Here is a 25,233-nt window from a genome sequence, read left to right as displayed (position 1 = left end):
CCCTTCAAAATATATACAGCGAAATCTACAAAGGCGCTCAATGAGCGCCTTTGTAGTCTACACAAGTCTGTGACCTGCTTGACTACACTTAAGGCAACAAGCCTACGGCATCGATCACCATGGATTTTTCTTTCACCGATTCGGCCTTGTGAATAAACGGCTTGTGTTTGACTAGTACACAGACAACATCGGCTTGCGCCAAGGCTTCATCCAGACTGACAAGAGATACATTGTCGGACTGAAGCCCCTTGGGTAGAGATTCGATATTGGGCTCCACCACTTGCACCATGCAGCCAAGCTCGGTAACTCTCTGGGTGATGCCCAAGGCCGGGCTTTCACGCAGGTCATCAATATCAGGTTTGAAGGCAACGCCTAGGCAAGCCACCGTGAGATCACGACGTGTCGCCCCCGGCTGACTGCGATGCAACTTCTCCAGTGCTTGGCCAACTTGGTCAAGCACCCACTCTGGTTTGTAGTCGTTCACCTCGCGAGCGGTGCGGATCAGACGCGTCTGATCAGGGCACGCTGCCACGATGAACCAAGGATCCACCGCGATACAATGCCCACCGACACCTGCTCCTGGAGACAGAATGTTGACGCGTGGGTGACGATTGGCCAGCGAGATAAGATCCCAGACATTGATATCAAGCTCGTGAGCAATAATCGAAAGCTCATTGGCAAAGGCGATATTTACATCACGGAAGCTGTTCTCTACCAACTTCGCCATTTCAGCAGTCCGCGCAGTCGTCGGCAGGCACTCACCCTCTACAACAATCTTGTAAAGCTCGCAGGCGACTTCGGCACACTTGGCCGTCATGCCACCAATCACGCGGTCATTCTCTACCAGCTCACGTACTACATGGCCCGGCAATACACGCTCTGGGCAGTGGGCAATACGGATGTCTGATGCCTCACCATGTGTTTGCGGGAATGTGAGGTCCGGACGAGCCTCAGCCAGCCAAGCGGCCATTTCTTCAGTCGTGCCAACCGGACTTGTAGATTCAAGTACGACCAGATTTCCCGGCACCAGTACCTTGGCAATCGCCTCACAGGCAGACTGGATATAACGCAGATCTGCCTTGTGGTTCTGGCCATTTTCGTCGGTGTGGAAGGGAGTCGGCACTGCCACCATGAAGGCGTCAGCAGGCTCTGGTTGAGTGGTGGCACGCAGATAACCTTCCTTGACTGCGGCATTCACCACCATATCCAGTTCCGGCTCAATGATATGTATCTTGCCCTGATTGATGGTATCGACAGCCCGCTGATCAATGTCCACACCAATCACCTTCTTGCGACGGGAGGCGAATACCGCTGCTGTCGGAAGGCCAATATAGCCAAGGCCAATCATCGAGATGGTATTAAATTCCATTAGTTTACCCTTGCATAGTGTCTAATAATAGGATAGTAAAGATAAAAACTTACAAGCTGAAAGATATGCGTCGAATCTTTTTATTTCTTGTACGACAATTTCTCATGCAGTGGCCACTTCTTTCGCGACCAGCGCATCCAGTATGCGTTTACAGGCCTTACCATCACCATAGGGGTTATGGGCATAACTCATCGCACTGTATAACTCCGGCTGATCTAGCAGCTTTGTCAATTCAGAAGTAATTACATCCACACTCGTTCCCACTAACTTGACTGTTCCTGCTTGCACTGCTTCCGGGCGTTCTGTCGTATTACGCATGACTAGTACTGGCTTGCCAAGGGAGGGAGCTTCTTCTTGAATGCCGCCCGAGTCTGTCAAGATGATATGCGCACGATTCATCAAATAGACAAAGGGGAGATAATCCTGGGGTTCAATCAAGGTGATATTGTCAACATCCGCTAGCAAGCGATTGACTGGTTCACGCACATTGGGGTTAAGGTGGACGGGATAGACAATCTGGACATCTGGGTGCGCCTTGGCCGTTTCCGCCAAAGCGCGGCAGATATTCTCGAAGCCCTCACCAAAGCTCTCGCGACGATGGCCAGTGACTAGCAGCAGACGCTTGTCATCTTTCAGAAAATCAAAGCGCGCGTGCAATTCATCCCCCAGTGGGCCTTCCTCAAGCTTCCTCACTACCTCAAACAATGCATCAATAACCGTATTGCCAGTGACATGAATATTGGCTGGGTCGATATTCTCTTTCAGAAGGTTCTGACGCGATGTTTCCGTTGGCGCAAAGTGCTTGGCTGCCAGTGCGCCTGTCAACTTGCGATTTGCCTCTTCCGGCCAAGGCGAATAAAGATTACCTGTCCGCAAGCCTGCCTCTACATGACCGACTGGGATCTGTTGATAATAGGCTGACAGGCTGGTGGCGAAGGTAGTTGCGGTATCTCCGTGCACCAGCACCATATCAGGCTTGAAGTCTGCTAAGACACTCTTCAGGCCCTGCAGTATACCGCAGGTAATGTCATTGAGATCCTGGCCGGGTTTCATCAGATTCAGATCATAGTCAGGCTTCAGCTCGAACAAGCCAAGCACCTGGTCCAACATCTCACGGTGTTGTGCTGTTACACAGACTCTGGATTCAAAGCGTTCATCTTCCGCAAGCTGCAAGGCGAGCGGTGCCATCTTGATAGCTTCTGGTCGTGTTCCAAATACCGTAAGAACTTTCATTTCATGACTCCTGATGTGAATAGCGCATACAGCTGAGGTTTTTCTATTTTTGACTCTGGGCGAGAACAAAGTACTTTTCCAGCAATGACTGGGTATCATGCAACTGTCTGGTGACTTGTAGAGAGGAGGCATTGACGGCAGCCCTATCGTTTTCACCAGCCGTCCCCTCCCCTTCAGTCATAGATACCTGCCCGTTCAAGGCTTTGATCGCTTGATCACATAACGACAGGTTTACTGCAACAATCGATTCCCCATAACATGCGGCAATTTTCTGGTACAACTTTCTCGCTGCATGAAAGTCACCCTGCTTAAACCGTTGTGCAGCATCCTCAATGATTTGTTGCATGAACTCTCCGCGGTTTCATCCCATCAACATGATGCATGATACGTCTAGATAAAATCGAATTGATACCTGAACAAACATCCTGTTTTATATATAGCTCAACTGACAGTTCTCTTCAGGGGTTCTCTTTACAAAGCATTGTAAGCACTGGAATTCACAGCCGACACTCTACACAAGTACGCTATTTCTACTTAGGATGCTCAGACACTACACTCATATCTTGAAATATTACGAAATTACCGGCAAGGGCTGCCTTTCTTCAGCCTTGCCATAACGTAGGTAATGCAGCAGGGGGTTCATGCCGACCTGGACCACATCGGGGTTGGAAGTGAGATACCAGATAGTGTCGAAGCGCGTACTCGGGTTTCTCCCCTCTCTAGCACCTTCATTAAGATAATGCTTGATTGGATCGAGCCCCGCCATAGCTACGTCAGAGTATTCAGAAAGATACCAGTCAGCATCAAACAAGGACGAACTCTGCAATACGTCATGATCTGCACTTTTCGCCTTTCTAGCCTTTCTAGCCTTCCTTCGTGGCAAAACTTCCTTTGCACGAGAGCAAGCCTCAAACAGTGCCAGCACATGAGCTGTATACTCCGACTCCCTTTCGCGCTGCTGGATTTCCAGCTCAGTGTTAAGCAGATGAATACGGTCCTCTAATCTTCTGGAAACTGCCTTTTCCTTTTTTAGCTTATCATCAAGAATTTTCACTTTTTGACCGAAGCCATCAAGTTCAGATTCGTAATCAAACAACAGCTCCCGAGCTTGAGCCAGAGTGCGCTTGTGCCGATTAGCTCTCTCGAGAGCTTCCTGGACATCGACGGGGTCTGGAGAGCCAAGGGCTGCCACTGCCTCTACCCTATTATCAGTCGACTTTTCTGAGCGACTATCTCCTTGATTCTTCTGGACCTCTGCGGCATACAGCTTCTGAAGCAGAGTCACTTGATCAAACAGGGCCATGTCGGCTGTGCCCAGAGATACTTTCATTTCACTCTCCTGCGCGATTTTCATTTCACTCCTCAGTGGTGACTGAGCTCGTTCGCTCTGCTCCTTCTATCCTTCACGCATCATCAGTCACGATGGTCACGAATTATCATCATCAGCATTGTAAAGATGAAACCGGAGAAAAGCATGAAAATAGCAAAGAGTGTCAGATTATACAGTCGCTCCGGTTTTTCAGAGTATTCCGGCAAGATGGGACTCTGCAGAATACTCACTTGTTTTAGCTTACGTGCTGCTTCAATACGCGTATTTTCCAGCGCTGCCAAAGCATTGGAATATGTCTGCTTGGCAAAGTCTGCACGTAGCTGCAAAGTCTCGTATTGACTGGAAACAGTATTGAGGGCATTTCCTGATTGACGTGCAAGTCGCTCTTTTTCAAGGTCTATCTGTTTTTCGAGTGCCTTTATCTCACTATCAATCCGCACCATCTCGCTCGAGCGTTTACTCTGATAACTGGACAAAGCACTCATACGCGCCTTATAGGTCGCCAGCTTGGCCTCCAGTGAAGACACCACAGTATTGAGACTTTCAACTGTCTGTGTAGGGGAAACAAGGCCATTTTCATTCTGGTAGTCCAACAGTTTCTGACGAGACTGCTCAAAACTGTCTTCCAAGAGGCTCACCTGCTTGTCAAGAAACTTGACTTGCTCTTCTGCCAAACGCTGCCCCATCTGATTCATGTGGCGCTCGCCTTCTACCAACAGAAATTGGGCCAGTTTCTGAGAAAATTCAGGTGTCCAAGCCTGGACTTCAATTTTCAATACGCCCGAGTATTCATCCATCTCTACTGCAACGCGTTTGAGATAGTATTCATATAACTCCTCAATAGGGGCAGCCTCATCATTCAAGCGAGCAATAATATCACCGTTCTGACTATAATGGGCGCGAAAGTCCATTTTTTCTTGTACTTTCTTGAGCATATCAACACTCAACAGATACTCACGCAACAAAAGCAAGTCACTATTTTTCTTGCTACCTGTCAATAAAGAGCCAAAACTCACTTCACTTGCAGTATTGATTTGTGGACTTTCCAATACTACCGTCGCCTTGGTGACATAGCGATCTTCGGCCCATACCGTCCAGTAAAATCCTACGAGCAGTATCGACAATAGGACAATCGCCCATTGTGGGTAACGCTTGATAAATACTGTCATGTAAATTCCCATAAAATAAATATTACTAATATAGAGTCATTAGAAAACAACAAGGAGTAACTTTTACTTTTCACCAATCGATAAGTATCGATCAGCGATGCTTTTTCTTGGCATCACTATCGGCATGATAAGCTTCGATAGCTTGATTAATATCGTCATACCAATATGCACAACCATTACTCAGATATATCCCCGCCTGACATAACTCCTGAAGAATCCCTTCTGAATGCGAGACCATGATCAGGCTGGCTTGCCCCACCTTGTCCTTGAAGGCCTTTGAAGCCTTCGCCTTGAAGGCTCTATCACCTACGGAAGTGGCTTCATCAGAAAGATAGACATCAAAGTCAAATGCCAGAGATAAGCCAAAATTAAGCCGGGAGCGCATGCCAGACGAATACGTGCGGATCGGCTCATCAAATGCACGGCCAATTTCTGCAAACTCCTGAACTCTTTGAATGATGGTTTTTACATCATATTGACTGCCATGCATTCGAGCAACGAACTTGGTGTTCTGGCGACCTGTCATGCTGCTTTGTAGGCCGGCGGCGAGCCCAATTGGCCAGGAAACGCGCGAATGGCGTATTACCTTCCCCTTTTGTGGAGTATCCATACCAGCAATCAACCGTAACAACGTCGACTTGCCAGCGCCATTGGCACCCAACAGGCCTACACTCACACCTGTGGGAATAGTCAGGTTGATGTCTTTCAACACCCATTGATCTTCAGCCTGACTATAGTGTGATTGATAAAAACGCTTGGAAAGATTCTGGATGTCAATCATTGGCTTTTCAGGCGCTCCTTGAAACGAACATGCATCAATAGCCCTAGTGCCAGAACTGAAAGTACCCAGCCCCAAAAGTATCTCATATCCGTACCATGTACGACCTGGTATCCCTCAAAGAACCCATGCCGCATGTATTCAAGGCCATGCACGATAGGATTCCACATGAGGTATTCCAATATCGAGTGCGGGAAATGATTCAGTGGCATGATGACGCCGGAAATAATCAGCAGCGGCAACGATATAATATTGATAATCTTTCCTATCTCAGGTACCAGTGTTCCGAGTACTGATGTCAGAAGCCCAATGCCCAGCCCCAGTAACCAGAGAGACAGCCACCCAAAGATTGCTTGAAACCCATTGTTAGGCAGGAATTCTGTACCGAGTAACTGACCACCAAGAACAAACAGCAGAAAGATGAAGGTGCGAATCAGACCATTCAGCACATTGCGAACAAGGACACCATCCACTGGCTGTACCTGACGATAGGCAAATAGTGCCTTGTTGGCATTGATGGCTCCCAAGCCTTGCATCATGCCTTCCCGCACCAAGAAGAACCCCATCAACCCCACGACCATCCAAGGGATGAAGGGTGCATTGACAATCAAGCTGTCTCCACGTATGTAGCTTCGAATGCCAATCATGACCAACATGAAAGCTGCAGGCTCGGCAATCATCCAGAACCAGCCCATGCGGTCCGTCATCGTTCTACCGACGGCTTCACGCATGAACATGGCGAACCAGACACTGCGCGTCACAGCCCAGGCGGAGCGGGCCTTAGGCCCGCTCTTGTCGTCACCTGTCGAGTGATTTGATGGTGGGGTCATGTCACCTTTCATGTCACTGGCCATGATCAGAGGTCTATCGCGACTTTAGTGGCGACGGCGACCTGATAGAGAATCTGCGTGATGCTGGTGGCCAGCTGCAGGTTCTTGGTCGGCGGTTCCGGCAGTACCAGAATCTGATCACCCGAGCGCAGCTCGACTTCCTCGGCGCGACGCACGGCGCCGTTCTGACGTACCACCAGAATCTGGTCGTCATCCGCATGCTGCGTGAAGCCACCGGCGCTGTTGATATAGTCCATCACCGTCATGCCCTGGGTGTAGACCATGGCCTGAGGCACCACGACTTCGCCACTGATCAGCAGGGAATCGCTGATTTCCGGAATGGTGATGACATCGCCATCCTGCAGGCGCACATCGGCAATGTTGCCGTCTTCACGTGCCACGACCAGTCGCCCGGTCGGCTCTTCCTTCTTCGCCTGCTCGACGAACTTTTCGATCATCTCGGCTTCCTGGACACGAAGCTCGGATTCTTCTGTGGTCGAGGAGGATGCGCCGAGATAGGTCGCCTGAAGACGCTTGAGGCTGTCCTGCAGTGCCTGAGCCTGCTGTTCCTTGACGCTTTTGCGGCGGATGGACACGCTCTGGTAATCGGTCAGCCCTTTCGGCACCCCTACGGCATTGAGCAGCTCGCCCAGGTGGGCATCGCGCGGCAGTGCATAGCGTGACGGGCCATAGAAGCTGCCTTCCAGCTGCACGACGATGGTCTCGTCACGCTGGTCGGCACTGAATAACACTTCATCCCCTGCACGCACATCAGCACCACGGAATCCCACCACCGGCAGATAACGCGAGATGGGCCCATCAGGGCGAGAGCCACGCAGCAGCACATGAGACACACCCGACTTGAGACGCGCCAGATTCAGGACATCTTCGCCACTCAGGCGCGAGTCGGTGAGCTCATAGCGATAGTCTCGCTCGACATCGCCGACCACGCTGATCGCCGGGCCACGCTCCTCGACGACGACGGTATCGCCATCGCGGAACTGCGGACGCGCGATCTCGCCATTGATCAGGAAGTCATAGAGGTCGACCGTATTGATGATGCGACCGTTACGTTTGATCTTGATGTTGCGGTAGCTGCCAAGCGCCTGGTCAATACCGCCGGCCTGATCCAGGAAATACAGCATGGAGTCATTCGGGGTACCGGCATAGCGACCCGGGTTCTTGACGTAACCGGTGACGAAGACACCCACTGGCTGCACACCCTGCAGGTTGGTGTAGACACTGACGTTTTCCGGATACACCTCCTGGATGGCACTGCGCACCTTGCCGTCCAGCTGAGCATTGGTAGTGCCCTGCACCATCACCGGACCGATACCCGGCAGGAAGATGTTGCCCTGGGCATCCACCGGCAGCACGGATTCGATCTCGACCCCACCCCACACCCGCAAGGTGATCTGGTCACCCGGCTTGATGGTGTAGCTGCTGTTGAGGCCATCGGCCATCATGCCGCGGAAACCACCACTGAAGAGGTTTTCGCCGAACGGCGGCAGAGAGTCCGGGTCGGTCTGCTGTTGAGATGTCAGCGGGCCATAGGTGCCACTGCGCCAGTCGGCACGCGCCTTGTCTTCCACGCTGTCCGTCTTCTGCGGAATGTTGGAAGCCTGGTCGCCACTGGACAGGATGGGACCACTGTCCAGCCCGACCGCCATGACAGGGCTGGCGTTTAGGCACGCTACCGCCACCAGGCACCCGGCCCGGAGCAAGAATCTGGAAATTGTCATCGGGCTAGGCCCCTCGTAGTGCAGAAATGGTGCAGTGTTGATCAGGAGTGCCAGTGCCGGTCATGCCAGCCTGCCCCTGTTGTCGTCGGTTCACGCTGAGCCCGACGCGGACCTGTCAGTGCGAAGGTGTCGCAAGCGCATCAGCGCGCCTCTTCTAGCAGGCCGGTCACCAGTCGCTGGGTCACCCAGGTGCCCTCGCCAGCCTTGCCATCATTGCTGGTACGGCAGGCCAGCTCCTTGCTCGGCAGGTCACGGTTGTTGGAGACCGTCAGCTCGCGACAGATGCGCCCACTGGCCGCGAAGTAGCGCTCATGGGCAACCACTTCGACGTTGCTGCCCCAGGGGCTGGTCGGCACCGCAATCACGCTGCCGGGGGCTGCGCTGTCGAGAAATGACGAGACATCCGCCGGCAGTGACGCAGCGCCGGCCAGATTGGCCAGGTTGGTGCTGCCGGCACCGGTGGATTCCGGATAGGAGGTCGCGCAACCGGTGATGGCCAGTGCCAGGCCTGCTGCACAGGCCAAGCGAACGGCACGGGTTGAAGCCTGACGATAAAATTTCTGGTTCATGAAAGTATCCTGATGCTACAAAGGGCCGCATACGCCGGTAGAACCGAGGTCCACACGGTTCACTGTGCGGCAAGAAGATTCATACGCCTCAAAATAAGCATGGCTGCAAGCAGCAACCAATTCATGTGGTAGAGCCTCGCCTGAGGAACTGGTAATGCCTATACGCCCGCAGGCTAGAGGTTGACACGCCGCTGAGTCACTTCGATGACGAATCCCTGCACCATTTCTGTTGATGAATCGGAAGCCAGCACGGCGAGGTACTAAAAAGCCACGACGAACACCTTGCCTGGATAGGGGCCAAGACAGGTGGCTTTCTCTTGAGCGACTTTGAAGAGGAAGGCGACACCCATGGCCTAGGTAAGCAGTCAGCAGGTGCCGGGGTAGAGGAAAAAGCCAAACAGCAAGGAAGGGGGCAGCCATGGCCATAGCGTGCCCGAAATGCGCAGATGCATTGACGCCCAGCAGAATCAACGACACGGCAGCGGCCATCATCAGCCACTCCGCCGGCCAACGATTCCAGACAAGCCCTGCCAACACACCTACCGTCACCACCAGGGTGACAAAAGCATCCATGTGCTGCGCGATTTCCATCTACTAGCCTTCCCTTGGCGTCCTGCCGCTTCTTCTGGTCAAGCCCTGCGCTTCACGTTCATATGAAGCTCAAGCATTAATGAAAATGCATCGCAGAGCGTGGCACTTTAGCAGCAAATCTATTACTGCTGAAGCGTGCAGTGAAAAAGCTGACAAGCAAAATAAAGCACAGGTTAATCATTTGCCTGCTACCAATATCGCGATCAAAGACTTGATTGAATTCGTTCGTCACTTTGCGTACTTTCCCTATTTGCGGACTCTGAGTCAACGGTCTCACACGACAGTCTCACCAAGCGTGCTGAGCATCACGAGTAAGCAGTCACTTTTCTTATCTGAAACGGACACCCTGCATGCTGAAGCCGGCAATGAACCAAGGATGGGAGCTTCTCATGCGTACTCTGCCCTGCGCCTCTCACGCTCGGCACGGATCAGCAGATGTCACTAATGACGCGACCTCTGGGGCATCGCTCTGTTTTTCTTCAGGTATCTATCGCCAACCACTTCTTGCTTGCTTCATTCCCGAGCTGCTGCCATTGACAAGAGGGCGTACACCCTTTTCGTGTCAGAACAATGACAACTCACCTGCCTTCAAGAATTTATCTTTCACTGCCAGTCGACGCGCCCTGACAGGCACGCTGAGCGAAAAAAATGTAGGAAAAGAACAACATCCGGCAGCGTGCGAGGCTGATTCTTTGCCAGAACTCGGGGCATCGAAAGGGATAAATACTGCGCCAGAATTCGCGGGCCAGAAATCCTCGACAAACATCATGCGTGTCGTCGGTTGGGGACATAAACCGACGGCGAAGCGCGCGCGCCAATATGCGCTTGAACATGGATTGCCCTACGTTGCATTGGAGGATGGTTTTCTGCGTTCTCTGACCCTGGCAAGCGCCGGTTACCCTGGCATGGCGATGGTGGTCGATCATCAGGGCATCTATTACGATGCGCGCCAACCGAGTGAGCTCGAGCAACTGATCAAGGAAGCACCGACGCGTCAGGGTGAGGTGTTGCTGGCGCGCGCGCGCGCGGCTCTCGAAAGCCTGCGCATGCATCGCTTGAGCAAGTACAACCATGCACCAGAGCGCAAGCTGCCAGCGCGAAAGCCTGGCATGCAGCGACTTCTCATCGTGGATCAGACCGCCGAGGATGCGTCTGTCGTGGGCGGCATGGCCAGCCCGGAGACTTTCCTTGCCATGCTGAGGGAGACCTGTGCCATCGAGGGAGTCGAGTTATGGGTCAAGGTGCATCCGGATGTGATCGCCGGCAAGAAGCGCGGCTATCTGCTGGAGGAGGCACGCAAGCTTGGCTGCACGCTGCTGAGTGACGATATCAACCCCTGGTGCCTGTTTGAACAGGTCGATGGCGTCCATGTCGTGACCAGCCAGCTAGGGTTCGAGGCCCTGATGGCAGGCCTGCCGGTGACCTGCCACGGCATGCCGTTCTATGCCGGCTGGGGCCTGACGGATGATCGGCAGCAATGCCCGCGCCGCGGCCAGCCACGCACGCTTGAGCAGGTGTTTGCCGCGGCCTATCTCGAATACAGCCGCTATGCCAACCCCTATACCCAGCAGGCCGCGACGCTCGAAGAGATCATTCAGCTGCTTGCAGACCAGAAGCGAATGGCTGCCAGACTGGCAGGTCACTGGATAGCGCCGGGGTACTCGCGCTGGAAGCGTAATTTCCTGCCCGGCTTCCTGGGCCCCTTGGCGCACTGCGACTTCGTCAAAAGCGATGCCATCGCACTGCAGAAGCTGCAAAAGACAGCTGGTGTCACCATCGTACATGATCCGCAAGCGATGTCGCAGCGCGAACAACAGGCCCCACACCCTACCCGCGTGCTGAGCTGGGCGAGCCGAACCACAGCAGAGCTGGAAGCCTCCGTCATTGCACAAGGGGGCGCTCTGTGGCGAATCGAGGACGGTTTCTTGCGCTCAGTCGGCTTGGGGGTGGATCTCACGCGGCCACTTTCGCTGATCCTCGATCCACTCGGCATGCATTTTGACGCCAGTCGCCCAAGCACACTGGAGCAGTGGTTGACAGATCATGATTTCACCGATGCCGAGTTAGGCCGCGCACGCCAATTACGCGAGCGCCTGATCACGTTGGGACTGAGCAAATACAATTCGGAAGGTGATGAATTACCGGACCTTCGCGCGATGGCCAAGGGCCGTGAGGTGATATTGGTCGTCGGCCAAGTGGAGTCAGATGCCTCGATACGCCATGCGTGCCCCGGGATACGCACCAATCAAGCTTTGCTTGAGGCGGCGCGGAAATTTCACCCTGAAAGCTACGTGATCTATAAGCCGCACCCCGACGTTGCCACAGGGGGGCGTAGTGGCGAGGTGGCGACTGAAGGCGGGACGTACGATCTCGAATTGACCAGCGGCAATATCAGTCGGTTATTTGAGCAGGTGGATCATGTACACACCCTCTGCTCGCTCGCCGGCTTTGAAGCCCTGATACGAGGTGTGCCCGTCACGACCCATGGCCTGCCCTTCTATGCTGGCTGGGGATTGACTAATGACCTAGTCGAGTGTCCAAGACGAACTCGGCACTTGAGTGTAGATGCCCTGGTGGCTGGCGCCCTGATCGAGTATCCCGTGTATGTGGCCCCTGAGCACGGTCACTTATGCAATGCCGAGACAGTCGTCACGATCCTGGAACAACAACGTGACAAGCTTCGCAGAGGTACCTTGAAGCCTGCATTGCCTTGGAAAACCCGTCTTTATCGAGGCTATCGCGCCTTATTCATCGGGAAGCATTGAATCATGTTACATGGACGTCTGGCATTGCCTTTCACCGCTTCAGCTTCCGCCCTCATGCCCGCGGACGCTCGCGCGCAAGAGAGCCTTGGGGAGCAAGGCCTTTCACCGACAACCTCCGTGGCTAGCGCGATCGAAAAACTGCGCCAGCTCAAGATGTCGGATGATGCCGTCCTGACACGCCCGCCAGTTCAGCCCGACGTCTCGCGTGGTGCTGAATTGCACACTCCGGAGCAGCCACCCTCTGCTCACATCCGACCGGGAGGCGGCCGCCGGCGCGTCTTCATGTTGCTGCAGGGGGTGTGCTCGCCCTTCTTCCTGCAGCTGGCGAAAAAGCTCAAGCAGGATGGCCATGAGGTCATCAAGGTCAACTTCAACAGCGGCGACAGCTTCTACTGGCGCCACGACAAGGCGTATGCCTATCGAGGCAAGCTCGAGGACCTCGGCGACTGGATCGCCGATCTGTGGCGCAAGCACCACGTCACCGATCAGGTGCTGTTCGGCGACCGACGCCCGGTACATCGTGATGCCGTTCTCAAGGCGGAATATCTCGGTATTCGTACCCACGTGTTCGAAGAGGGCTACTTCCGCCCCTACTGGGTGACGCTGGAGCGCGAAGGCGTCAATGGCCACTCCCTGCTGCCACGTGACCCCGACTGGTTCCGTGAGGCAGGCAAACACCTCGAAGATGCCCCCACGCCGCAGCGTTTCAAGGCGCCTTTCAGTGAGCGTGCGCGTCATGACATTACCTACCACCTGGCGGGCGCAGCCAATCCGCTGCTGTTCCCGCGCTATCGCCCGCACAGCATTCACGCCGTACAGGAATACGCGGGCTATGCGACACGACTGCCCTTGATGCGCTGGTACAAGCGGCGTGACGCCAAGCGTATCGATCAGCTGATGGGCAGTGGCGCGCCCTACTACATGCTGCCGCTGCAGCTGAATACCGATGCCCAGATACGCCACCACTCGCGCTTCGCCAACATGCAGGAAGTCATCCAGCGGGTGATGAAGAGCTTTGCCCTGAATGCGCCACGCGGTGCACGCCTGGTGATCAAGAACCATCCCCTCGACATGGGGCTGGTGGATTACCCGGGGCTGATTCGCTCATTGGAGCGCCGCTACGACCTGATCGGTCGTATCGTCTACCTGGAGAGCGGCAATCTGGAGAAGCTGCTGCAGCAGGCCAAGGGCATGATCACGGTCAACAGCACGACCGGCAACGTGGCGTTGCAGTATCGCTGTCCGACCTTCTGCATGGGTGACCCGATCTTCAACTTGCCGGGTCTGACCTTCCAGGGCTCGCTACATGATTTCTGGACCCAGGGCCAACGCCCTGACCCGACGCTCTTCCGACATTTCCGCAATACGGTGATTCATACCGTGCAGCTCAATGGCGGTTTCTACTGCAAGCCGGGCATGCAACTGGCCGTGGTGGGCGCGTCCAAGAGACTGTGCGCCGAACGCTCGCCGTTGGAAAACATGTTGAGCCGCTGCTGAACATGCAAAAAGACTGCTGGACTACGCAACAACGGTGAGACACGCCAATGATGGCAGCCTCTCTCACCCGACCATAACGAGAATTGCAAGGGAACTGCCGACCTTCGGTGTCGGGATTCAAGGAGACCAAAGATGACGGCCAAGCCCCCCCAGCAGCCAGAGCCCACCGACGCTGAATGCGCCGCTGGCACTCACCGAGCGGTTCATCGACCAGCAGATCATCGACCTGCAGAGAGCGACGCCAGTGCGCAAGCCGCGCAGGATGCCAGCCGCCTGCGGCGCGTCCTGATCACCGGTGCCACGGGCGAGATCGGCGGCGCCCTGGCGCGCGCCTACGCGGAGGCAGGCACCACGCTGATTCTCACCGGCCGCAAGCAGCGCAAGCTCGATGCGATCGCCAGCGACTGCCGCAAGCTGGGCGCCGAAGTGGAATGCACGGTACTCAACCTGTGTGATGAAGAGACCTTGTTCACCTGGTTGGATGAAGTCTGCGCGCGCGGCGTGCCGGACATCGCCATCGCCAATGCCGGCATGAATACCGATATCGGCCCCCAAGGCAACGGAGAGCGTTGGGAGGATTCACGCCGCCTGCTGCAGACCAACGTGATCGGCACGCTGGGGATGGCCCATCAACTGGCCATGGCCATGAAGCAGCGCGGCAGTGGCCAGCTGGTGTTGCTAAGCTCACTGGCGGCCTGGCATGGCCTGGCATTGACGCCCAGCTACAGCGGCAGCAAGGCGGCGGTCAAGGCGTATGGCGAAGGCCTGCGCAGCTGGCTCAAACCCCATGGCGTGGGTGTCACCGTCGTCATGCCCGGCTATGTCACCTCGCCGATGTGTGAGGCCATGCCAGGGCCCAAGCCCTTCGAGATGCCACCCGAGAAGGCCGCACGCCGCATTCTCAAGGGTGCAGCGCGCAACCGGGCGCGTATCAGCTTTCCCTTCCCGCTCAACTTCGGGTGCTGGTGGTTGAGTGTCCTGCCTGCCGGTATCTCCCAGCGCCTGCTCGGGTGGTTCAATTACACTCATTGATCGGGGCTTGCGTCTTCATGAGCCATGAACCTGAGCGGTGAGTCTGAGCCATGAGCCGGCCGGCCATGAACAGCGGGTAATGGCTCAGCGTTTTTCCATTGTCATGACAATGAGTTAGCGTAATACCCCAATACCTGCCACTGGCGTACATCGTGCAGAATTGATGGGAAAGACAGTGACGGGAACGCCATAGCGACAGTTGAACACGCTGGATCGATCAGGATCTGGACACCAGAGCGCCTGAAATTACTGCGGCGAGGGGCCGGATTACCGCTCCCCTCGTCGCCATGGATCTTGATCAGGGTCGAGTACTCGACCGGACACTACACAGCCTCTGCGACGGCAGAGGCTAACGAGGTCGGCATTACATGGAGTTTGTCATTGCGTTTGTGTCTTTTATGGCCGGGCCACTGCTGGTCGGTCTCGGGTCGACGCTGGGGCTTGAGCATCTGCTGTTGAAACAGATGACGACACCGCCAGCCGCATTCTGGCGTCGCCCCGTCAGTGCCCGGCTGGCACATGTCGGGTACTGGTGCGCCAGCTGGTCACTGTGCACCTTGATCACCCAGCGGCCATGGTTCTCGCTGATCGTCGTCAATGCGCTATGGCTGGTAGTGCTGCAGGTCAGCCGCACCAAGTACGTGTCGTTGCGCGAACCCTTCCTCAGCCAGGACTTCGAGTACTTCACCGACGCCATCAAGCATCCGCGCCTGTATATCCCCTTCTTCGGCATCGGGCTGACCATCGCCGCGACCACGGCAGGGGCGCTGGCGATCGGTCTGGGGCTCTGGCTCGAACCCGCGCTGGGCTTCTCCGCCGCCTACTCAGGCAACGCCGCTGTGTGGCTGGTGCCGCTGATCAGCCTACTGATCGGTGCGAGCCTCCTGGTCTACACCCTGGGCAAGCGTCTGGCCAGCAAGGTAATGCTGGTCCCCGAATTCGATCTGGCCGAACTGGGTATGGTGCCCTATCTGCTGGCCTATGCGCGGCTGGCGCGTCGCCCCCTCTCGCCACAGCACAATCCGCTGGATGAGGGAGAGCGCGAACTCGCCGCCACCCTGCGCGAGCTGGAAGACGAGGACGCCACCCAGGCGCTGCCCCATGTCGTCAGCGTACAGAGCGAATCCTTCTTCGATGCCCGTCGTGTCTATCCCCAGGTGCGTGATGACCTGCTGCCGAACCTAGACCGCTGCCACTTCACCGCCCTGGCGCAGGGCCTGCCGTGTGGTCGCTTGGCCGTGCCGGCCTGGGGCGCCAATACCGTGCGCACCGAAACCGCCTTCCTGACGGGGCTGACCGCCGAAGAGCTCGGCGTGCACCAGTTCAACCCCTACCATCAGCTGGCGCGTCGCGCCGTGCCCAATCTGGCCGCCAGCTACAAGGCAATGGGCTATCGCACGCTGTGCATCCATCCCTATCCCGGCACTTTCTACATGCGCAACCAGGTGCTGAAACAGCTCGGTTTCGATGAATTCCTCGACATCGCCCACTTCAGCGATGCCGACAGGAGCGGCCAGTACATCAGCGATGCCGCCGTGGCCGCCAAGGTGGAGGACTGCCTGCTGGAGGCCGGCGACACGCCGTTGTTCATCCAGGTGATCACCATGGAGAACCACGGCCCGCTGCACCTGGAAGCCTTCGACAGCGCACGTCTGCCGGAGTGGTATGACGGAGACCTGCCGGAGAACTGTCAGGAACTGGGCATCTATCTGCGTCATCTGGTGAATGCCGATGCGATGATCGATCAGCTCACCACCGCGCTGGCGCGACTGCCGTGCGGCGGGCTGCTGTGTTTCTATGGAGACCATGTGCCGATCATGCCCGAGGTCTATACGACCCTGGGTGAGCCCAATGGCGTGACCGACAGCTTCATCTGGTCCAGCGCCCTACCGGAGTCCGACGACACCGCCCGCCAGACCATGGCGGCCGTGCGCGACAAGGACCCGCAGCTGATGGAGTGGGTCCTCGACTGCGAAGGGCCCTTCAAGACTGACGAGCAATGCCGCAAGGGCGACCCGCGCGTCATCAATATCGATACATTAGGAAGTGCGCTGCTGAAGGCGACCGCGAAACATGCTCGCCACAGTGCCGTGACTCAGAAGTTCAGGAGCTTGTCATGACCCGACGCGTTGCAATCATCGGCGCAGCCAGCCGTTTCCCCGGCACCACTCAGGCCACCCTGTGGGACGACCTCCTGGCCGGCAAGGACATGGTGACCGAAGTCGCCGACGACCGCTGGAGCAAGGAGTCTCTCTCGCACCCGGACAAGAAGGCGCCGGGCATGAGCTACAGCTTCGCCGCAGGCTCACTGGGCGACATCACGGGCTTCGACCCGGCCTTCTTCGGCATCAGCCCACGCGAAGCCGCCAGCATGGACCCTCAGCAACGCATGCTGCTGGAGATGAGCTGGGAAGCCATCGAGCACGCCGGTATCCCGGCCGAGAAGATGCGCGGCTCACGCTGTGGCGTCTTCATGGGCATCGCCAGCCTGGATTATTCCTATCGCATGGCGGATGACCTGAGCGCCATCGGCCCGAATACCGCGACCGGCAATACCTCCAGCGTGGCCTCCAACCGCCTGTCGTATGCCTTCGATCTGCACGGCCCGAGCCTGTCACTGGATACCGCCTGCTCTTCTTCGCTGGTCGCCTTCCATCAGGCCTGCCAGTCGATCCGAAGCGGTGAGACCGACATGGCGCTGACCGGCGGCATCAGCCTGCACCTGCATCCGTACGGCTTCCTGATCTTCTCCAAGGCCACGATGCTGTCGAAGACTGGGCGCTGTCAGGTATTCGATGAGGCCGGCGACGGCTATGCGCGATCCGAAGGCGGCGGCGTCTTCCTGCTCAAGGATCTCGATCAGGCCATCGCCGATGGCGATCGCATTCTCGCCGTGGTGGCCTCTTCCGTGGTCAATACCGATGGCTACAAGTCCGGCCTGACCGTGCCCAACCCGGCGGCGCAGATCCAGTTGATGGAACAGGCCTGCGAGCAGGCCGGCATCAGCCCGGACGAGATCGACTACCTCGAGGCCCACGGTACCGGCACCGCAGTCGGTGACCCGCTGGAAACCCGCGCCATCGGTGCCGCCATCGGCCAGAAGCGCTCCAACCCGCTGCCGATCGGCTCGATCAAGAGCAACATGGGTCACCTGGAAACCGCCTCTGGCGTGGCAGGCCTGGCCAAGGCACTCGGCGTGATCGCGCACCGTGAAGTGCCCGCAACGATCAAGATCCAGCGCCTGAATCCGAAGATTCGCACTGACGAGTGGAATCTGGATATCGTCACTCAGCCGCGCAAGCTCAAGGCGGAAGGTCGCCTGGTCGTCGGCGTCAACTCCTTCGGCTTCGGTGGTGCCAATGCCCACGTGCTGCTGGAAAGTGCCCCCGAACAGTCGGTAGCGCCGCCGAGCAGTGAAGGTGAACAGACGCCGCCGCTGCGCCTGAGTGCCCGTTCGCCGCAGGCGCTCAAGCAATCCGCGCTGGAGCTGGCAGAGCACCTGCGTGAGCTCGCCGCCCGCGACATGGCACCGAGCCTCTACGATCTCGCCTGGCAGCTGGCCGCCCGCCGCGAGCACCATGTGCATGGCGCCCTGCTCAGCGCCGACACCTTCACCACCCTGCTTGAGGATCTCGACACCCTCGGCAGCGAAGGGGATCTCGGCGACCATCCGTGTATCACCCTGGCGGACCGTCTGCCGGCATTACCGAGCGCCAGTGACAATGATGCATCACCGCGTGCCACGACGAATGCCCCGACTCCCGTACAGGAGCGCGGCCCGGTGTTCGTGTATTCCGGCAATGGCTGCCAGTGGGCCGGCATGGGCCGTGCCCTGCTGGAAGAATCCGCCAGCGTGCGCGCCGGCCTGGAGCGCCTCGATGCCGCCTTCCGCAACTTCAATGGCTTCGAGCTGCTCAAGGAGCTGGACGGCAGCCTGAGCGAGAAAGGCGAGAACCGCCTGGACGCCACCGAGATCGCCCAGCCGACGCTGTTCGCGCTACAGGTCGCGGTCACCGAATGGCTGATCGAGCGTGGCATCCGCCCCGCTGCCGTCACTGGCCACAGTGTCGGCGAAGTCGCTGCGGCCTGGGCCAGTGGCGCGCTGACGCTTGAACAGGCCACCCGGGTCATCTTCCAGCGCAGCTACCACCAGGGGCGCACCCGGGGCACCGGCGCGATGATGGCCGTCGGTCTCGGCGAGTGCGAGATGCGCGAATGGCTGGAGCAGCCGCAATGGGCCTCGCTGTCACTGGCCGGCATCAATGGTCCGCGCGGCACCACCCTGGCCGGCGAGCGTGAGCTGCTGGAAACGCTGAGCAAGGAGCTCTCCGCCCAAGGCACATTCGCACGGGTGCTGGGACTGGATTACGCCTTCCACAGCCCGGCGATGGATCCGATCAAGCCCGGCCTGCTTGAATCCCTCGACGGCCTGACGCCCCGTGCCACCCATACCCCGTTCATCTCCACCGTCACCGGCAGCGTCATTGCCGGCGAGCAGCTGGATGCACGCTACTGGTGGGAAAACATCCGTCAGCCGGTCATGTTCGAGGCCGCCATCACCTCACTGGTCAACTGGCACGCCGACGCGGAAGAGAACGCTACCCTCGGACGCCATCGCCTGCTGATCGAGATCGGCGCGCACCCGATCCTGCGCAGCTACCTGAACGACATCCTCAAGGCGCGCAGTGAAGAAGCCCCCGCCGGCCAGGTGCTCGCGAGCCTCGACCGTCGCCATGCCGGGGTAGACGCCCTGGAGCATCTGCGCGGTCGCGTGCTGCTCTCCGGCGCTGTCGACATCACCGGCCTGTTCCCGGTCGCCGGTCAGTTCGTCGAGCTGCCAAGCTACCCGTGGCAACGCATCCCGTGCTGGCTCCAGACCACCAGCGAAAGCCAGCGTCTGCTGGATCGTCATTACGCACATCCGCTGCTCGGCTATCGTCTCGCCCAGCAACGCCTGACCTGGGAAGCCCAGCTCGATACCCTGAAGGTCGCGTGGCTGGCCGATCACCAGGTCGGCGATAGTGCCGTCTTCCCGGGGGCCGGCTATCTGGAGCAATGCCTGGCCGCCGCCCACGAATGGCAGGCCGCCAGCGCCGATGCGGACAGCCTGCCCGACGTGCTGGATCTGGAAGACTTCGAGATTCGCGCCCCGCTACTGCTCGATGACAGCACTCTGCGACTGACCCGCCTGTCGCTGGACAGCGCAAATGGCGCCATGCGTCTGGAGAGTCGTGAGACACGCGCGGAAGATGCCGACAAGTGGAATCTGCACGCCGTGGCGCGCGCCTTCACCGCCACGCGCGGGCGCCTGCTGGAGCGAGCCGCCCCGATCATGCCCACTCGCGCCGCCGATTTCGGCCGCGATGAGCACGTGGCGGCTGCCGCGCAACTCGGCCTGCATTATGGCCCGCACTTCCGCGCCGCCGAGCAGATCTGGGTCGACGCGGGCACCGACCACCACGCAGCGGGCACTGCGCGTCCGCAGGTACTGGCCCGTTTCTCGCTGACCAAGGAAATGGCCAGCCAGGACGCCGACTTCCACCTGCACCCCGGCGTGCTCGATAGCGCCTTCCAGCTGTTCATTCCGCTGCTGGGGGTGCTCAAGGGCCAGATGGAGGCCAGCAATGGCATGGCCTTCGTGCCGGTGCGTGTCGGTCGCCTGCAGGTGCGTGAGCAGGTACGCGCCTCGCAGATCGTCACCGCGCGTGTCGTGCTGCGCTCGCGTGGCCCGCACTCCCTGTGCGCCGACTTCGAGCTGTTCGATGCCGAAGGCCGCGCCGTGGCGGTTGCTGAAGAGGCCCGCTTCCGCGCCGTACGCTTGGGACGTGACGGCACGGCGCATCTGGATTATCTGGATATCGAACTGACTGCCGCACCGCACCCGCTCACTCAGCCGTCCGCCCCAGTCTTGAATCTCGCAGGCCTGGTGAATGACGCCATGCAGGCGTTAGAAGCTGCCGATGGCGGTGAGGGTGTTGGTGAGAATATTGCTGAGAGCGACACGGCCGCCAGCGCACAGACACTGTTGGCCGACAGCCAGTGCTTCCGCGATGAGCTGGAGCCGCTGCTCGACAGTCTGATGCTGGCCAGCGTCCACGAGACCCTGCTGCGTCACGCGGCGCCGGGCGACCCGGAGCTGGCCCATCTCGATCACGAGGCGCTATCGCGCTGGCAGCGCCGTTGTCCGCTGTACAGCCGTGCCCTGCTCGACTGGGCCGAGTCACAAGGCCTGACGGAAGCACTCGACAGCGGCGACTGGCAGATCAATTCGCTGGATCTGCCCGCCGCCAATGACATCTGGCAGCTGCTGGTACGCGACTACCCGGGCCAGTTCCCGCTGACGCATGCCGCCGGTCGCCTGCACCTGCATCTGGATGAATGGCTCAATCGCGGCATGCCGCTGGGCGGGACTCAGTCAGAAGGGGCTCAGTTGGACGGCACCGCTGATGAAACGACAGCAGACCGCGAGGCGCTACTCTCGGCGGATGCCAGCGCCGCACTGGAGCATCTGCGCCAGCCGCTGATCCCGACGCTGCTCAAGACGGCGGTCGGCAATGCCGGCTGGCAGTGGTTGAGCGCACAGCTCGATCAACGCATCAGCAGCGCGCTTGCCACACTGCCTGCCGGCCAGCGCCTCGATGTGCTGGAGCTGGGTGCCGGCGGCCCCTGGCTGGGCCAGCGTCTCGCGACACTGCGCGAGGCGGATGCACGCAACGGTCGCTACGCGGCGCTGGATTACCGCTTCGTGGCCGCCAGTGCCGGCGCCCTCAGTGAAGCCAATCGCCTGCAGGATGACTTGCCGCTGATCGACGTAATCGCAGGCGAGGCCTTCGAGGATACCGCCACGACCCGCAAGGCTCAGCTCGCCATCGTGCATCTGGACTTCGAGGCACCGTCACAGGCGCGCGAGCTGCTGACAGCGCTGATCGCCCGTCTGGCCCCCGGCGCGCAGCTGCTGCTGTGTGGCTGTGAGCCGGCGGCCTGGGCCGGGCCGATTCTAGCCCTCGATGATGGTGAGCAGCTGCGCAGCCATCCGGGCATCGCGCAATGGCAGCGTCTGTTGACCCAGCTGGGCCTCGATATCGAGTCGGCAGCGCCTGCCAGCGATCACCTGGCCAGCGATCACCTCGGTACCGAAACATCAGGCGCCTGGTGGCTGTCCGCGACGCTTGCCGCTCAGGCACCGCTTGCGGCTCTTGCGAAAACCGCTGAAGGCCAGTCGGCGGCAGGTGAATCAGTCGAGAGTGAATCATTGGAAAGCGAAGCAGTGGCACGCTTAGCCTCAGAAAGCCAGGCCGCCACGCTCTCCATCGCGCTACTGGATAGCCCGCAGGCTCCGGCGGATCAGGCACTGCTGACGCGCTTGAGCGACTCACTGACCGCGCGTGGTCATCAGGTCAGCCATCAGCGCCTGTCAGCCAACCTGCCCGCGGACGTATCCGCATTGATCGAGCAACTTGGCAACGTTGATCACCTGATCGCGCTGCCCAGTGCTGCGGCGACAGATGAGCAGAACGGTACGGATAGCACCAATGCCCTCCAGTGCGCCCGCCAACAGCTGCTGACACAGGTCGCCCAGGCCTTTGATAGCGCCCAAGAGCAGGACGACAGCCGCCTCGCCCCGACCCTGTGGGTGCTGACACATGACGTGGCGACGCTGTGGCAGACAAGCGACGCGCCCGCAGCGACGCCACCGGCGGATGCAGTCAGCTGGGGCTTTGCGCGCAGTCTGGCCAACGAGAGCCAGTCGCTGGCCATTCGCCTGCTGGATACGCCGAAGCTCGAGCACGACGCCGTCAGCATGCCTGCCCTGATGGACGAGCTGGTGCAGGAACTCGAAGCGCCGGATCACGAGCAGGAAGTGGTGCTGGATGCCACTGGCGCCCGCTTCGCGACACGTCTGCGTCAGGTGGCGGCGCCTCAGCAGGCCGCTGGCGCAGAGAATGCCCGCTTGCAGGCATCTGGAACCCAGCGCCACGGCGTCAGCCTCGGCTTCAGCCAACCCGGCCAATTGCGCAATCTGGAATGGCAGCCACGTATTCTGCCCGCCGTGGCAGCCGGCGAAGTCGAAGTACGTGTCGAGGCGACCGGCCTCAACTTCCGCGATGTCATGTACACCCTCGGCCTGCTGTCGGATGAGGCCATCGAACACGGCTTCTCCGGCCCGAGCCTGGGACTCGAGTTCTCCGGCATCGTCACTCAGGCCGGTGCCAATGCCGAATTCAAGGTTGGCGAGCGCGTGGTCGGCTTCGGCCCGGCCAGCTTCTCTGACCGGCTGGTAATCGCCGATACGGCGCTGGCCCATGTGCCCCACGGCGTCAGCCTGGAAGCCGCGGCGACCATCCCGACCACCTTCTTCACCGTCTACTACGCGCTCAAGCATCTGGCGCGGTTGGAAGAAGGCGAGAAGGTACTGATTCACGGCGCCGCCGGCGGCGTGGGCATCGCGGCATTGCAGATCGCCGAGTGGCTGGGCGCCGAGGTGTTCGCCACCGTCGGCTCTCCGGCCAAGCGCGACTTCCTGGCGCTGATGGGTATCGACAACGTCTATGACTCGCGCAGCCATGGCTTCGCCGAGGATATCCTGGCCGATCTCGCCGCACGTCAGCAGCGTGAGCCGTCTGTCGATGCTCGCGGTGTCGATGTGGTGCTCAACTCGCTGGCCGGTGAAGCCATCGCCCAGAATCTGCGCGTGCTCAAGCCGTTCGGACGCTTCTGTGAGCTGGGCAAGCGCGACTTCTACGAGAACACCCCGATGGGGCTGCGTCCGTTCCGCAACAACTTGAGCTACTTCGGCATCGATTCCGATCAGCTGATGAAGGAATGCCCGGGCCTGACCACGCGCCTGTTCCGCGAGATGATGGCGCTGTTCGAGGACGGCACCCTGGCGCCGCTGCCCTACACCACCTTCGATGCCAGTCAGGTGGTCGAGGCCTTCCGCTACATGCAGCAAGCCCGCCAGATCGGCAAGGTCGTCGTCACTCAGCGCGCAGCCGAACACGCCGCTGAGCAAACAAGTGCGGGGGCGGGTGCAAGTGCAGTGTCCCGTCAGTCCGACGCGTTAACGGCCAATGCAAAGGCACTGACGATCGACCCGGCGGGCAGCTATCTGGTCACCGGCGGTCTGGGCGGCTTTGGCCTGCGCAGCGCCGAGTGGCTGGCTGCAATGGGCGCGCGTGAGCTGGTACTGCTCGGGCGCTCCGGCGCGGCCAGTGAAGAAGCGCAGCAAGGTGTCGAGCGTCTCGAGGCCCAGGGCGTGAACGTGCATGCGCTGGCCTGTGATGTCGCCGATTACGCCGTGTTATCAAAGGTGTTCGCACGCTTCGGCAAGTCCGCTGACAGCGATGGTATCGCCCCGCTCAAGGGCATCATCCATGCCGCCGCGGTGATCGATGATGCGCTGATTCGCCATCTCGATGCCGAGCGCATCCAGCGCGTGATGACGCCGAAGCTGGAAGGTGCGCGCCTGCTGGATCGCCTGAGTGCCGAGCATGCGCTGGACTTCTTCGTGCTCTACTCCTCAGCCACCACCCTGTTCGGCAACCCGGGGCAGAGCGTCTACGTGGCGGCCAACCACTGGCTGGAGGGCCTCGCCGCCAACCGTCGTGCGCGTGGCCTGCCCGCCACCTGCGCACGTTGGGGCGCGATCGAGGATGCCGGCTTCCTGGCACGCAACGAGAAGACCCGCGAAGCGCTCAAGAATCGCCTCGGTGGCGACGCGCTGATGGCAGACCACGCGCTGGCCTGTCTTGGCGAGATGATCAGCGCGGATCAGCACGCCCAGGCACTCGGCCTGCCGGGACGCTCATTAGGTGTGCTGGAACTGGACTGGGGCGCGCTTGCACGCTTCCTGCCGACCGCCGCCACGCCACGCTTCGAGGAAATCGCCCGCCGCGCCGGTGAGGATGACAACAGCCAGGCGCAGCAGGATGATATCGCCGCGGCACTGGCGGGCTTGACCGGTGAAGCGCTGCAGACCGCCATCGTCGAGATTCTCAAGGGCGAGCTGAGCAAGATTCTGTTGATCGACGTAGCCGCCATCGACATCAACAAGAGCGTCTACGACATGGGCTTCGACTCGCTGATGGGGGTCGAGCTGATGACGGCGGTCGAGGCGCGCCTGGGCATCAGCATTCCGGTGATGATGATCAGTGAAGCCGCCACCCTGTGGCGACTCGCGGAGCGCCTGATGCACAAGATAGGCAATGCCGACGGTGAGGAAGCCGAAAGCAGCGCCGAAGACCAGGCCATGGCGCAGCTGGTGAAGCAGCATGGTGGCGAGACGGCCACGCTGACAGAGCGGGGAGAGATGGTCAGCAAGTAGTTAA

14 protein-coding genes are annotated in these 25,233 nt (G+C 59.0%); 5 read left to right on the top strand and 9 right to left on the bottom strand.

The features are described from left to right. Nucleotides 1-88: 88 nt before the first annotated feature. The 9 genes from wecC to NH396_RS13305 all read right to left on the bottom strand — a co-directional run bounded on the left by wecC (nucleotide 89) and on the right by NH396_RS13305 (nucleotide 9,020). On the bottom strand, nucleotides 89-1,369 hold the full coding sequence (gene wecC, locus NH396_RS13345; RefSeq protein ID WP_253064323.1) for a UDP-N-acetyl-D-mannosamine dehydrogenase: 1,281 nt from the start codon (nucleotides 1,367-1,369) through the stop codon (nucleotides 89-91). 102 nt (nucleotides 1,370-1,471) lie between these two features. After that, entirely contained in the window at nucleotides 1,472-2,602 is a 1,131-nt protein-coding gene (gene wecB, locus NH396_RS13340; RefSeq protein WP_253064321.1) for a UDP-N-acetylglucosamine 2-epimerase (non-hydrolyzing), read from the bottom strand. 43 nt (nucleotides 2,603-2,645) lie between these two features. Next, nucleotides 2,646-2,948 (bottom strand): hypothetical protein, encoded by a 303-nt coding sequence (locus NH396_RS13335; RefSeq protein WP_253064319.1) that lies wholly within the window; start codon nucleotides 2,946-2,948, stop codon nucleotides 2,646-2,648. A 225-nt stretch (nucleotides 2,949-3,173) separates the two neighbouring features. Next, nucleotides 3,174-3,932: a hypothetical protein gene (locus NH396_RS13330; RefSeq protein WP_253064309.1), complete on the bottom strand. Its 759-nt coding sequence runs from the start codon at nucleotides 3,930-3,932 to the stop codon at nucleotides 3,174-3,176. 83 nt (nucleotides 3,933-4,015) lie between these two features. Beyond that, on the bottom strand, nucleotides 4,016-5,101 hold the full coding sequence (locus NH396_RS13325; RefSeq protein ID WP_253064307.1) for a chain-length determining protein: 1,086 nt from the start codon (nucleotides 5,099-5,101) through the stop codon (nucleotides 4,016-4,018). 91 nt (nucleotides 5,102-5,192) lie between these two features. Next, nucleotides 5,193-5,882, bottom strand: a complete 690-nt coding sequence (locus tag NH396_RS13320; protein WP_253064305.1) for an ABC transporter ATP-binding protein — start codon at nucleotides 5,880-5,882, stop codon at nucleotides 5,193-5,195. Then, nucleotides 5,879-6,709 (bottom strand): ABC transporter permease, encoded by an 831-nt coding sequence (locus NH396_RS13315; protein WP_253064303.1) that lies wholly within the window; start codon nucleotides 6,707-6,709, stop codon nucleotides 5,879-5,881. Before NH396_RS13315 ends, NH396_RS13320 begins: the two co-directional genes overlap by 4 nt. 26 nt (nucleotides 6,710-6,735) lie before the next feature. After that, complete coding sequence (locus NH396_RS13310) at nucleotides 6,736-8,379, bottom strand: polysaccharide biosynthesis/export family protein (RefSeq protein WP_253064301.1); 1,644 nt, start codon at nucleotides 8,377-8,379, stop codon at nucleotides 6,736-6,738. A gap of 212 nt (nucleotides 8,380-8,591) precedes the next feature. Beyond that, nucleotides 8,592-9,020 carry a DVU3141 family protein gene (locus NH396_RS13305; protein ID WP_253064299.1) on the bottom strand — a complete coding sequence of 143 codons (429 nt, stop codon included), beginning with the start codon at nucleotides 9,018-9,020 and terminating at the stop codon, nucleotides 8,592-8,594. A gap of 980 nt (nucleotides 9,021-10,000) precedes the next feature. On the opposite strand from NH396_RS13305, the gene NH396_RS13300 reads away from it, so the two are divergent. The 5 genes from NH396_RS13300 to NH396_RS13280 all read left to right on the top strand — a co-directional run bounded on the left by NH396_RS13300 (nucleotide 10,001) and on the right by NH396_RS13280 (nucleotide 25,229). Further along, nucleotides 10,001-12,376 (top strand): capsular polysaccharide biosynthesis protein, encoded by a 2,376-nt coding sequence (locus NH396_RS13300; RefSeq protein WP_253064297.1) that lies wholly within the window; start codon nucleotides 10,001-10,003, stop codon nucleotides 12,374-12,376. 117 nt (nucleotides 12,377-12,493) lie between these two features. Then, nucleotides 12,494-13,873, top strand: coding sequence for a capsular biosynthesis protein (locus tag NH396_RS13295; RefSeq protein ID WP_253064291.1), 1,380 nt, complete (start codon nucleotides 12,494-12,496; stop codon nucleotides 13,871-13,873). 132 nt (nucleotides 13,874-14,005) lie between these two features. Beyond that, on the top strand, nucleotides 14,006-14,905 hold the full coding sequence (locus NH396_RS13290) for an SDR family NAD(P)-dependent oxidoreductase (protein ID WP_253064290.1): 900 nt from the start codon (nucleotides 14,006-14,008) through the stop codon (nucleotides 14,903-14,905). Between the two features lie 398 nt (nucleotides 14,906-15,303). After that, complete coding sequence (locus tag NH396_RS13285) at nucleotides 15,304-17,025, top strand: LTA synthase family protein (protein WP_253064289.1); 1,722 nt, start codon at nucleotides 15,304-15,306, stop codon at nucleotides 17,023-17,025. Continuing rightward, nucleotides 17,022-25,229 (top strand): type I polyketide synthase, encoded by an 8,208-nt coding sequence (locus NH396_RS13280; protein ID WP_253064288.1) that lies wholly within the window; start codon nucleotides 17,022-17,024, stop codon nucleotides 25,227-25,229. Before NH396_RS13285 ends, NH396_RS13280 begins: the two co-directional genes overlap by 4 nt. Nucleotides 25,230-25,233: the final 4 nt, after the last annotated feature.

The organism is Cobetia sp. Dlab-2-AX (assembly GCF_024124625.1).
In the GTDB taxonomy this organism is placed as follows: domain Bacteria; phylum Pseudomonadota; class Gammaproteobacteria; order Pseudomonadales; family Halomonadaceae; genus Cobetia.
The sequence above is the reverse complement of the archived record's forward strand: the minus strand, read 5'-3'. Positions and strand labels throughout refer to the sequence as shown.